The 12,205-nt window shown below is 72.9% G+C and carries 11 protein-coding genes; 9 read left to right on the forward strand and 2 right to left on the reverse strand.

Translation table 11 applies throughout. The features are described from left to right. The first annotated feature begins 106 nt into the window (after positions 1-106). Positions 107-1,522, forward strand: coding sequence for a DNA repair protein RadA (gene radA / locus AC07A6_RS36475; RefSeq protein WP_362474489.1), 1,416 nt, complete (start codon positions 107-109; stop codon positions 1,520-1,522). A 298-nt stretch (positions 1,523-1,820) separates the two neighbouring features. Further along, a complete protein-coding gene (disA, locus tag AC07A6_RS36480) occupies positions 1,821-2,945 on the forward strand; it encodes a DNA integrity scanning diadenylate cyclase DisA (RefSeq protein ID WP_478779986.1) in 1,125 nt (374 codons plus the stop codon). Positions 2,946-3,347: 402 nt separating this feature from the next. Here disA and AC07A6_RS36485 read toward each other — a convergent pair whose 3' ends face one another. After that, positions 3,348-4,145 (reverse strand): hypothetical protein, encoded by a 798-nt coding sequence (locus tag AC07A6_RS36485; RefSeq protein ID WP_478779987.1) that lies wholly within the window; start codon positions 4,143-4,145, stop codon positions 3,348-3,350. Between the two features lie 160 nt (positions 4,146-4,305). Between AC07A6_RS36485 and AC07A6_RS36490 the strand changes: the two genes are divergently transcribed. The 7 genes from AC07A6_RS36490 to AC07A6_RS36520 all read left to right on the forward strand — a co-directional run bounded on the left by AC07A6_RS36490 (position 4,306) and on the right by AC07A6_RS36520 (position 10,613). Beyond that, on the forward strand, positions 4,306-4,926 hold the full coding sequence (locus AC07A6_RS36490) for a phosphatase PAP2 family protein (RefSeq protein WP_362473887.1): 621 nt from the start codon (positions 4,306-4,308) through the stop codon (positions 4,924-4,926). A 23-nt stretch (positions 4,927-4,949) separates the two neighbouring features. Continuing rightward, a complete protein-coding gene (locus AC07A6_RS36495; protein ID WP_362473890.1) occupies positions 4,950-5,912 on the forward strand; it encodes an HhH-GPD family protein in 963 nt (320 codons plus the stop codon). A 236-nt stretch (positions 5,913-6,148) separates the two neighbouring features. Continuing rightward, positions 6,149-6,709, forward strand: a complete 561-nt coding sequence (locus AC07A6_RS36500) for a SigE family RNA polymerase sigma factor (RefSeq protein WP_007264805.1) — start codon at positions 6,149-6,151, stop codon at positions 6,707-6,709. Positions 6,710-6,747: 38 nt separating this feature from the next. After that, positions 6,748-7,401 carry a hypothetical protein gene (locus tag AC07A6_RS36505; protein WP_362473894.1) on the forward strand — a complete coding sequence of 218 codons (654 nt, stop codon included), beginning with the start codon at positions 6,748-6,750 and terminating at the stop codon, positions 7,399-7,401. Positions 7,402-7,434: 33 nt separating this feature from the next. After that, positions 7,435-8,148, forward strand: a complete 714-nt coding sequence (gene cseB / locus AC07A6_RS36510) for a two-component system response regulator CseB (protein WP_478779988.1) — start codon at positions 7,435-7,437, stop codon at positions 8,146-8,148. Between the two features lie 10 nt (positions 8,149-8,158). Continuing rightward, positions 8,159-9,472: a two-component system sensor histidine kinase CseC gene (gene cseC, locus AC07A6_RS36515; RefSeq protein ID WP_362473900.1), complete on the forward strand. Its 1,314-nt coding sequence runs from the start codon at positions 8,159-8,161 to the stop codon at positions 9,470-9,472. A 34-nt stretch (positions 9,473-9,506) separates the two neighbouring features. Then, positions 9,507-10,613, forward strand: a complete 1,107-nt coding sequence (locus tag AC07A6_RS36520; protein WP_478779989.1) for a LamG-like jellyroll fold domain-containing protein — start codon at positions 9,507-9,509, stop codon at positions 10,611-10,613. A gap of 36 nt (positions 10,614-10,649) precedes the next feature. Here the strand turns inward: AC07A6_RS36520 and AC07A6_RS36525 are convergent, their stop codons facing one another. Beyond that, on the reverse strand, positions 10,650-11,267 hold the full coding sequence (locus tag AC07A6_RS36525; protein WP_478779990.1) for a M23 family metallopeptidase: 618 nt from the start codon (positions 11,265-11,267) through the stop codon (positions 10,650-10,652). Positions 11,268-12,205: the final 938 nt, after the last annotated feature.

Genomic DNA, 12,205 nt, shown 5'->3' on the forward strand with positions numbered 1-12,205 from the left:
CTCCGCTGACAGCGGCCCTGACGACGGGCCGCGTCGGCCGCCCGCAGCGGTGCCCGCCTGCCGGACCGGTCGGGCGTTGTCGGTGGCGACGGCTACCGTGGGCGGCATGGCTGCCCGTACATCTCGCTCATCCGCCAAGGACCGGCCGTCCTACCGCTGCTCCGAGTGCGGCTGGGCCACAGTGAAATGGCTCGGCCGGTGCCCCGAGTGCCAGGCCTGGGGGACCGTCGAGGAGATGGGCGCGCCCGCCGTACGGACCACCGCGGCCGGCCGCGTCTCGGCCGCCGCGCTGCCGATCGCCCAGGTCGACGGCAGGACCGCGACCGCCCGCAGCACCGGCGTGGACGAGCTGGACCGCGTGCTCGGCGGCGGCCTCGTCCCCGGCGCCGTGGTGCTGCTCGCCGGCGAGCCGGGCGTCGGCAAGTCGACGCTGCTGCTCGACGTCGCCGCGAAGGCGGCCACCGGCGACCACCGCACCCTGTACGTCACCGGCGAGGAGTCGGCGAGCCAGGTGCGGCTGCGGGCCGACCGGATCAACGCCCTGAGCGACCACCTCTACCTCGCCGCCGAGACCGACCTGTCCGCCGTACTGGGCCACCTCGACGCGGTGAACCCCTCGCTGCTGGTCCTGGACTCCGTACAGACCATCGCCTCCCCCGAGATCGACGGCGCGCCCGGCGGCATGGCCCAGGTCCGCGAGGTCGCCGGCGCGCTGATCCGCGCCTCGAAGGAGCGGGGCATGGCCACCCTGCTCGTCGGCCACGTCACCAAGGACGGCGCCATCGCCGGCCCCCGCCTGCTGGAGCACCTCGTGGACGTGGTGCTGAGCTTCGAGGGCGACCGGCACGCGCGGCTGCGCCTGGTGCGCGGTGTGAAGAACCGTTACGGGGCCACGGACGAGGTCGGCTGCTTCGAGCTGCACGACGAGGGCATCACCGGGCTCGCCGACCCGAGCGGGCTGTTCCTGACCCGGCGCGCCGAGGCGGTGCCGGGCACCTGCCTGACCGTGACCCTGGAGGGCAAGCGCCCGCTGGTCGCCGAGGTACAGGCGCTCACCGTCGACTCGCAGATCCCCTCCCCCCGCCGCACCACCTCGGGCCTGGAGACCTCGCGCGTCTCGATGATGCTGGCGGTGCTGGAGCAGCGCGGGCGGATCACCGCGCTGGGCAAGCGGGACATCTACAGCGCGACCGTGGGCGGGGTGAAGCTGACCGAGCCGGCCGCCGACCTGGCGATCGCGCTGGCGCTGGCCTCGGCGGCGAGCGACGTGCCGCTGCCGAAGAACCTCGTCGCCATCGGGGAGGTCGGCCTGGCCGGCGAGGTCCGGCGGGTGACCGGCGTGCAGCGGCGCCTGGCCGAGGCGCACCGGCTCGGCTTCACGCACGCGCTGGTCCCGGCGGATCCGGGGAAGGTGCCGCCGGGGATGAAGGTGACCGAGGTGGCGGACATGGGGGACGCGCTGCGGGTCCTGCCGCGCGGGCGGTCGCGTACGCCGGCCAAGGAGCGGGCGGCGGCGGAGTAGCCGGGGCGGCGGGCGGCGCAGTAGACAGTGCAGTAGGCAGTGCAGTAGCGGAATCCTTTACTCCGACGACGGGTCCGGACGGCGGCCCAAACGCCAGGTCAGCGGGCTGACGTGAGCCGGACGCGTCCGCAGCCGCCACCCGGCGGGGGGCCCCCGACGGGCGGCGCGCAGGGCCCGTACGGGCCCTCGTGGCGGCGGTACGGGCCAAGCCCCGGCGGGCGCACAGCGTGCGCCGGTAGACTTTGTGCTGGTCCGCCCGGCCGTACGCGGCGGCGCAACCCGCGACCGGAGGAGTGCAGTGGCAGCCAAGGACGGGGCAGCAGCACCCGGGAAGTCCGGCGCGAGCTTCAAGCACGAGGCGTTGATGCGCGCCTCGCTGAGCGCGGTCGCGCCTGGTCAGCCCCTGCGCGACGGGCTGGAGCGGATCGTCCGCGGCAACACGGGCGGCCTGATCGTCCTGGGCATGGACAAGACCGTCGAGGCGATGTGTACCGGCGGCTTCGTGCTGGACGTGGAGTTCACCGCGACCCGGCTGCGCGAGCTGTGCAAGCTCGACGGGGCGCTCATTCTCGACAAGGACATCACCAAGATCCTGCGGGCCGGCGTCCAGCTGGTGCCCGACGCGTCGATCCCGACGGAGGAGACGGGCACCCGTCACCGCACGGCGGACCGCGTCTCCAAGCAGTGCGGCTTCCCGGTGGTGTCGGTGTCGCAGTCGATGCGGCTGATCGCGCTGTACGTGGACGGGGAGCGGCGCGTCCTGGAGGAGTCCGGGGCGATCCTGTCGCGCGCGAACCAGGCGCTGGCCACGCTGGAGCGGTACAAGCTCCGCCTGGACGAGGTCGCGGGCACGCTGTCGGCGCTGGAGATCGAGGACCTGGTCACGGTCCGCGACGTCACCGCCGTCGCGCAGCGGCTGGAAATGGTCCGCCGGATCGCGACGGAAATCGCCGAGTACGTGGTCGAACTGGGCACGGACGGGCGACTGCTATCGCTCCAGCTGGACGAGCTGACGGTCGGCATCGAGCAGGAGCGGGAGCTGGTGATCCGGGACTACGTTCCGGAACCGACGGCGAAGCGTTCCCGCACGGTGGAGGAGGCGCTGCCGGCGCTGGACGCGCTGACGCATCCGGAACTGCTGGAGCTGGCGATCGTGGCGAAGGCGCTGGGGTACACGGGCTCGCCGGAGACCCTGGACTCGGCGGTGTCACCCCGCGGGTACCGGCTGCTGGCGAAGGTGCCGAGGCTGCCGGGGGCGATCATCGAGCGGCTGGTGGAGCACTTCGGCGGCCTGCAGAAGCTGCTGGCGGCGTCGGTGGACGACCTCCAGACGGTGGACGGCGTGGGCGAGGCCCGTGCGCGTAGCGTCCGCGAGGGGTTGTCCCGCCTGGCGGAGTCCTCGATCCTCGAACGCTACGTCTAGCCTGGCCGGCTCTTTCCCGACCCCCTTCGCCCAGTCCGCCGGGCGGTGCGGGCCGTCCGCTGCGCGGGCTGCTCCCCGCCCCACCCTTCGCCCGTTCCCCGGGGCTCCGCCCCGGACCCCCACGCCTCAATCGCCGGCGAGGCTATGAATAGCCCCGCCGGCGATTGAGGCGACGGGCGCGCAGCGCCCGTACGGGGTCAGGGGCAGCGCCCCTGGGAACGGTGGAAGGGCGGGTAGGGGACCCCGCACCGCGAAGCGGCCCACCCACCCGCAGACGACCCACCAGCCCCGGCCACGCGAACCGGCCCCGCCCAGCGGACCGCCGGACGGAGTCCGGCGCAGCGCCGCGAAGCCGGGGAGGCCCCCCAGGGCCGAGCCGCGCGAGCGGCGCGTTCAGAAAGGTCAGTCCTGCTTCAGGACGAAGGACGTGCGGGCCACCGGGAGGCCCGGGGACTTGACCTCGACCACGTACGTGTCGGGCGCCGGACTGCCCTGCGGCGGGTTCTGGCACTGGTCCGCCGCGCTCGGCTTGCGGTCCCATTCCACCGACTGCTTCGTCTCGCCCTGGGCCGGCAGCCGGTAGAACGCGTTGGCCGCGCCCGTCGGGCAGTCGGCGGAGGACCAGACGGCCTTGGCGCCCGTCGTCTGGAAGATGGTCATGACGGCCTGCTTCGGGCCGAGCCCGAACTTGCAGGTGCTGCCGGAGGTGTTGCGGACGAGCAGTTCCAGGCGGGGCTTCTCGTTCGCCTCGTACTCGTTCTTGACGCTCTTGACCTCCCACTGCAGCGCGCTCGCCGGGCACGTCGGCAGCGGGGAGTCCGCCGGGACCTGCGCCGCGGCGGAGCCGGAGGAGCCGCCGGAGGACGAGGAGCCCGCGCTCCCGCCGGAGCCCGCACCGGTGCCGCCCGCGTCGCCGTTCTTCGCCGGGCCGGTGGCGCCGCCGCCGCTGCCCGAGTCCCCACGTCCGCCCGGGGCCTGACTGATCGCCGGGCCGGTGCCGGAGGGGCCGGGGGTGATGGTGCGCACGGGTCCGGAGCCGTCGCCGCCGCCCTTGCCGTTCGTACTCGTCCTGCCGCCACCGGAACTGACGAACCATACGGCGAGCAGCGCGACGAGCGCGGCGACGGACGCCAGCACGGCCCTCCGCCGCCAGTAAATGGAGGAGGGGAGCGGCCCGACCGGATTGCGCAGAGATCCCACGCACCGAACCTTACGAGAACTCGTGCCGCGTTCAGCGCCCCACATGCCGCACGTCCGGCAGGTTTTGCCGATGATCATCCTGCGGGAGCACCCCGGAACGGCCATATCCGGCCAGGGGTCTGACACGGCCGCGACGGGGCGCCGAGTACGGTCGGTGACCATGGACAGCTCCGACCTCTATCGCGACATCACCGACTTCGCCCACACCACGCCCCATTGGGTGCAGAAGGTGGTCGAGGTCTGGACCGAGTACGGCCTCCTCGTGTTCGGTCTGCTCTACATATCCGTCTGGTGGCGTGCGCGCGGCAAGCAGGGCGGAGATCCCCGGGCCCTCGCGCTGGCGGTGCTCGCGCCGCTGGTCACCGCGCTCGTGTACGTCGCGTCCGAGATGGTGAAGTCGACCATCGACGAGGAGCGTCCCTGCCGGGCGGTGGCCGGGGCGGCCGCCTCCCTCATCCCGTGCCCGCCGTACGGGGACTGGTCCTTCCCCAGCAACCACTCCGCCATCGCCGGTGCCGCCGCCGTCGCGCTGGCGCTGGCCGTGCCCCGCCTCGCGTGGCTGACGCTGCCGATGGGGCTGCTGATGGCCTTCTCCCGCGTCTTCGTCGGGGTGCACTACCCGCACGACGTCGGCATGGGCCTGCTGCTGGGCGCCTCGCTGGCCGTCCTGGCCGTGGCGGCGCTGACCGGTCCGATGATCAGGCTCACCACCGCCGTCCAGGGGAGCGGCAACCGCCTGGCCGTCTGGTTCACCGGTCCGGGCCCCGCGCGCCGGCCCTGAAACGTGCCAGGATGCCGTCTGTCATGACTGCATCCCCCTCACACGCCTCCGCGCCCTCCGCGTCCTCCCCGCCGTCCCCGTCGTCCGCGTCCTCCCCGTCCCCGGCGTCATCCGGCTCCGCGCTGCACGACCCCGTCATCGCGTGGTTCGACGAGCACGCCCGCGACCTGCCCTGGCGCCGCCCCGAGGCCGGCCCCTGGGGGGTGATGGTCAGCGAGTTCATGCTCCAGCAGACCCCCGTCAGCCGGGTGCTGCCGGTGTACGAGCAGTGGCTCGCCCGGTGGCCCCGGCCGGCCGACCTGGCCGCAGAGGCGCCGGGCGAGGCCGTACGGGCCTGGGGGCGGCTCGGCTACCCCCGGCGGGCGCTGCGGCTGCACGGCGCGGCCGCGGCGATAACGGAACGGCACGGCGGCGACGTGCCCCGGGACCACGCGCAGCTGCTCGCGCTGCCCGGGATCGGCGAGTACACGGCCGCCGCGGTGGCCTCCTTCGCGTACGGGCAGCGGCACGCGGTGCTGGACACCAACGTGCGCCGGGTCTTCGCGCGCGCCGCGACCGGGGTCGAGTACCCGCCGAACGCCACCACCGCCGCCGAGCGCCGGCTGGCGCGGGAGCTGCTGCCCGGGGACGAGCCCACGGCGGCCCGCTGGGCGGCGGCCTCCATGGAGCTCGGCGCGCTGGTGTGCACCGCCAAGAGCCCGGACTGCGCCCGCTGCCCGGTGTCGGGGCTGTGCGCGTGGCGGCTGGCGGGGAAGCCCGCGCACGACGGACCGCCGCGGCGCGGTCAGACGTACGCGGGTACGGACCGCCAGGTGCGCGGGAAGCTGCTGGCGGTACTGCGGGAGGCGGTGGGCCCGGTTCCGCAGGCGGTGCTGGACACGGTGTGGGACGAGCCGGTGCAGCGGGCCCGCGCCCTGGACGGGCTGGTGTCGGACGGGCTGGTGGAGCCCCTCGCGCACGGGATGTACCGGCTGCCGCAGAGCTGAATCCCGGGGGCGCCGCCGCACGGCCGGGCGCCCCCTCGGGAGTCACTCGGAGTTCACTCGAAGTTGACTCGAAGATTCCGTTTAGGGCCGGGAAACCGCAGCTCACGGGCGCTGTTACACAACCTACGGGTGTCCGTGCGCCCACCGCAGGCTGACCCGCACAGTGCCGTGACAACCCCTCCGTAACTTCGGATCCGTAAGACAGCGGAGACGGGGACGCAGTGGAGGCGGTACGCATGGCGCACGGAGAGGTACTCGAGTTCGAGGAGTACGTACGCACCCGGCAGGACGCCCTGCTGCGCAGCGCACGGCGCCTGGTCCCGGACCCCACGGACGCCCAGGACCTGCTCCAGACCGCCCTCGTCCGCACCTACGGCCGCTGGGACGGCATCGCCGACAAGTCCCTCGCCGACGCCTACCTGCGCCGCGTCATGATCAACACGCGGACCGAGTGGTGGCGGGCCCGCAAGCTCGACGAGGTGCCCACCGAGCAGCTCCCCGACGCCTCCGTCGAGGACGGCTCGGACCAGCGCGCCGACCGCGCCCTCCTCATGGACATCCTCAAGGTGCTCGCGCCCAAGCAGCGCAGCGTCGTCGTGCTGCGACACTGGGAGCAGATGAGCACCGAGGAGACGGCCGCGGCGCTCGGTATGTCGGCGGGAACCGTGAAGAGCACACTGCACCGCGCCCTGGCCCGGCTCCGCCAGGAGCTGGAGAGCCGGGACCTGGACATGCGTGCCCTGGAACGCGGTGACCACACCACGCGCTACGAGGGGCGGGAGCGGTGCGCGGCCTGAACGGCCAAAGTCTGAGCGGCAGAAGCTCGCTGGTACTCATGTCGGCGGGGACCACGGTCCTCGTCGGCACAGTGCTGTTCGCGGCCGGGTGCTCCGCCGGGGGCACCGGACTGCGCGACGGCGGCCCCGCGCGCACCGATCCGGTGGCGCGCAGCAACCAGCCCACCGGCGGCCCCACCAAGCCGCCCGCCCCGGGCCACTCCGCCGCCGCGTCCACCGGCAGCCCGGTCAAGCGCGTCGACCCGGTCGCCCTGCTGAAGGCCGACCCCAAGGTCAGCGCCGAGATCAAGCGGGACCTGAAGCCCTGCACGGGCAAGGAGTACCCGATCGACGTGAGCTACGGGAAGATCACCGGCAGCACCGTCGTCGACGTCGTCGTCAACGTCCTGTCCTGCGCCGACGCCCTGGGCCGCGGCTCGTACGTGTACCGGTCGAACGGCTCCGCATACGAGAATGTGTTCACGGACGAGCAGAAGCCCGTCTACGCGGAGATCGACCGGGGCGACCTGGTCGTCAGCAAGCCCGTGTACGGGCACGAGGCCGCCCCCTCCGAACCGTCCGGCGAAGACGTGATCACGTACCGCTGGAACGGCGAACGGTTCGCCGAACAGGACCGGGTGCACTCGGAGTACAGCAGCGTCTACAACCCCGGGATGCAGCCGGCCCCGGCCGTCTCGCAGAAGAACGACTGACCCACCGACGATGGAACCGGAGTGAGGCTGGGCATGGCCGAGACCCACGTGCTGTTCGTGGAGGACGACGACGTCATCCGCGAGGCCACGACCCTGGCGCTGGAACGCGACGGGTTCGTGGTCACCGCCATGCCCGACGGCCTGTCGGGCCTGGAGTCCTTCCGGGCGGACCGGCCCGACATCGCCCTCCTCGACGTGATGGTCCCCGGCATGGACGGCGTCAGCCTCTGCCGGCGCATCCGCGACGAGTCCACCGTCCCCGTCATCATGCTGTCGGCGCGCGCCGACAGCATCGACGTCGTCCTCGGCCTGGAAGCGGGCGCCGACGACTACGTCACCAAGCCCTTCGACGGCTCCGTCCTCGTCGCCCGCATCCGCGCCGTGCTGCGCCGCTTCGGCCACGCCGGCGGCCCGCAGAACGGCGCGAACGGCTCCGCCGACGCGGACGGCTCCGACGAACGCGGCGTGCTGTCCTTCGGCGACCTGGAAGTCGACACCGAGGGCATGGAGGTCCGCAAGGCCGGCGCCCCCGTCGCCCTGACCCCCACCGAGATGCGGCTGCTGCTGGAGTTCTCCTCCGCACCCGGCACCGTCCTGTCCCGCGACCGGCTCCTCGAACGGGTCTGGGACTACGACTGGGGCGGCGACACCCGCGTCGTCGACGTCCACGTGCAGCGGCTGCGCACCAAGATCGGACAGGACCGGATCGAGACGGTCCGAGGCTTCGGATACAAGCTCAAGGCATGAGTAGAACCGCATGAGGCGAGTCACCCTCCGTACGGGGATCCGCTGGAAGATCACGCTCGCCATCGCCGCCGTCGGCGCCCTCACCGCGCTCGCCCTGAGCCTGGTGGTGCACAGCGCTGCCCGCGTGTCGATGCTGGAGAGCGCCCGCGACCAGGAGCTGGAGCGGGTCCAGTACATCGCCCGCACCCCCGACGCCGGCCGCAAGCCGATCTGGGGCGCCAAGATCAACGACCCCGACCTGCCCGCCGAGCTGCGCGAGAAGGCCCGCTCGGGGCGGCGCGGCACCTACATCCACGAGTCCCCGAAGCGGGTTCCCGAGGTCTGGGCGGCCGTGCCCCTCGGCAACGGCCAGGTGCTCTCCATGCACCACCCGTTCCGCGAGAGCGCCAACATGGTGCGCGACCTGGACCGGGCCCTGGTCGTCGGCTCCCTGGCCGTCGTGATCGGCGGCTCGGCGATGGGCGTCCTCATCGGCGGCCAGATCTCACGCCGGCTCCGCGAGGCCGCGGCCGCCGCACAGCGCGTCGCGCACGGGGACCCCGAGGTACGCGTACGGGACGCCGTCGGCGGCGTCGTGCGCGACGAGACCGACGACCTGGCCCGCGCCGTGGACGCCATGGCCGACGCCCTCCAGCAGCGGCTGGAGGCCGAGCGCCGGGTCACCGCGGACATCGCCCACGAACTGCGCACCCCGGTGACGGGACTGCTCACGGCCGCGGAACTGCTGCCCCCCGGCCGGCCGACCGAGCTGGTGCGCGACCGCGCACAGGCCATGCGGGCACTGGTCGAGGACGTCCTGGAGGTCGCCCGGCTGGACGGCGCGTCCGAGCGCGCCGAGCTCCAGGAGGTGGCACTGGGCGAGTTCGTGTCCCGGCGGGTGGCCGCACTGATGCCGGACGCCTCCGTACGCGTCGTCGCGGACGAGATCGTCAGCACGGACCCGCGCCGGCTGGAGCGGATCCTGGGGAACCTGCTGGCCAACGCCATGCGGTACGGGCGCGCCCCGATCCAGGTCGACGTCGAGGGTCGGGTCGTACGCGTCCGGGACCACGGACCGGGCTTCCCCGAGGCACTGCTCCGCGAGGGCCCCAGCCGCTTCCGGACCGGGTCCACGGACCGGGCCGGCGTCGGCCACGGACTCGGCCTGACCATCGCGGAGGGGCAGGCCCGGGTCCTGGGGGCCCGGCTCACCTTCCGCAACGTCGCGGCCCGGGGCGGCGCGGAGAACGAGGGCGCCGCGGCGGGCGCGGTGGCGGTGCTCTGGCTGCCCGAACACGCCCCCACCGCGACGGGAAGCTTCCCGATCATCCAGATACCGGGCTGACCTCCGTTCCCGGCGATGTTCTAGCATCCCTGCCATGACTGACGGTACGGATCGCCCGAACAGCCCCCAGCCCGGCCCCGCCTCGGGGAGCGGCGGCTACGGATTCCCGCCGCAGACGCCGAACCCCTACGGGCCCGCGCAGGGACAGCCGGCGGGAGGCGGCTTCGGCCCGCCTCCGGCCCAGCCCGAGGAACCGTTTCCCTCCCCCGCCACCGCGCCCCTCCCCTCCCCGTCCACACCGGACTGGCAGGCGATGGCCGACGCCACCGAGGCCCAGCAGCGCAAGCGCAAGCGGCTGACCGTCGGGATCGGGGCGCTCGCCCTCGTCCTGGTGGCGGGCGGCGCGGGGTTCTTCGTACTGAACGGCTCCGACGACGACCCGAAGGACCCGCCGGCCGTCGCCGCCTCGGACTCCCCGAGCGCCTCCGGCGGCCCCACGAAGGCCCCGGACGGCAGCAAGAACCCCGAGGACGACTCCCCCACCGTGCCGGGCGAACCGAACCTGCTGCGCGACCGCAACGGCAAGATGGGCATAGCCCTGGGCCCGGGAGCCTCACTTGGGGAACTGGCCACCCGGACCGAGGTCCGCTTCAAGGGCGCCCCGGACTCCTACGCGCAGGGCGCCGAGGCCGCCGTCGACGTGACGAAGAGCTTCACCGTCTCCACCCGCGCCTTCAACGTGTCCGAGACCGGGCCGCGCATGGCGGTCAGCCAGGGCGACGGGGACTCGTACTCCTTCGAGCTGGGCTTCGAGATCGTGGGCGGCAAGAAGGCCTGGGTGTTCCGGGTGCAGACCGGGGACAAGGGCCAGGCGGCCACGGCCCAGCAGGTCGTCGCGGACAACGTGGACACGACCCGCCAGTGGGCACTCCTGACGGGCACCTACGACGCGGAGAAGAAGACCATCGCGCTCTGGGTGGACGACAAGCAGGCCGGTCAGGCGCAGGTCTCCGGAATCTGGGCCGGCCCCGGCCCCCTCCAGCTGGGCCGGGCCCGCCACCACGGGATCTGGAGCGCCGCGTGGATGGGTCCGCTGGACCACATCCGGATCTTCGACCAGGCGCTGAGCCAGGAACAGATCACGGGCCTGAAGAACAACAAGCTCGGCAAGACCAAGCCGACCCACTCCTGGCTGATCTGACCGGAGCCGGCCCGCTCAGGCGGGTCAGAGGGCGAATCAGATGGTGACGCCGGCGTTCCGCAGGAAGGCCACCGGGTTGACGGCGGAGCCGTAGTTCGGGGTGGTGCGGATCTCGAAGTGCAGGTGGGGGCCGCTGCTGTTGCCGGTGTTGCCGGACAGCGCGATCTGCTGGGCCGCGGAGACCTTCTGGCCGATCTTGACCTGGATCTGCGAGAGGTGCGCGTACTGGGAGTACGTGCTGTCCGCGTGCTTGATCACGATGGCGTTGCCGTACGCGGGACCGTCGCCGCCGCCGTTCGGGCCGGCCTTCACGACGGTACCGGCGGCCGCGGCCTTGACCTTGGTGCCGGTCGGGACGGCGAAGTCCTGGCCGGAGTGCTTGTGCGACCACATGCTGCCGCCCTTGCCGAAGGTCGCGGACAGCGTGTAGCTGTCGACGGGCTTGGCCCACAGGGAGGTCTTCGCGGCCGCGGCCTTGGCCTGCGCCTCGGCCTGGGCCTGGACGGCGGCGACCTCGGCGGAGACGGACAGGGTGCTGGGGGCCTCGTCGGCGAAGGCGGCGGTCGTCCCGGCCCCGAGAGCCAGCAGCGCACCGAGACCGGTGGCGGCGACGGCGATACGGGTACGGCGGGTGCTGACGCGCTTCGCGGACATGTGGAGACCTCCGGGGCCGGGGACAAGGGCGTGCTTCGGGCAAGAAAGATCCCGGCGCTGCGGACCGAACCGCCACTGCCGGGCTTGCCCCACCTTGGTAACCCGCGCCCCCGAGCTTCCCCAAACGTCCCTTTTACTACCCCGACTCGTAGCCGCGCGGTGGATCTCCACGCTCTTGACGGCACCCGTACTGCACGTACGCAGGGACAAACCAGGACAGCAAAACCTACGACAATTCCTAGTAGGTCCGATTTGCCCTGTGCGGCTTGTCACCGCCCCCGGGACGTTTGCCCCACCCCGTCGGGGACTTAGACCTGCAACCGACCGGGGGTCGGGGGCGTCGGGGGGTGGCGCGGGGCGGGGTATCCCCCTGGACGGCCTCAGGGAGGGTTGGGGGCTTCCCGTCAGTCCCATCGTCCTTCCGGTTCGGGCCGGTCCCTCAAGGGCGCTCCTTCGTCGCGTCGCTACGCGATGGCCTTCGGCCACCCTTGACCGACCGACCCGCACCGGAAAGCCGAAAGACTGCCGGGAAACCCCCAAAGAAACGGCACGGTCCAGAGGAGGAGGGACGGGCGCCTCAGGGACCAGTCGAGGGGCCGGGGGCCGGCCCGCCGGGCATCCGGGCCCTCAGCAGTCGAGATTCCGAGCCGTGGCCCGGCTACCCGCACGAGAGGACGAACAGGGCAGCCCAGGGAGCGCATGGGCGCAACAGATCGCCACGCGCTCCTCCGGTCTCGGCGGCCGACTGCCGTCTTGGGTCGGTCATGAGCTCCACGGAAGCCCAATGCACCCCTTTTGCTCGCATATGGCGAGCTGAGATGGGATCGGATGGTCCCCTGTCGGGGGGGGGGGGGGGGGGAGAAAAACCCCAACCCCCACAAAACACCACAAACCCCCCCGGAGGGCACAACTCCCCCCCCCCACCCCTCCTCCCCCCC

The organism is Streptomyces sp. NPDC044002, assembly GCF_056434525.1.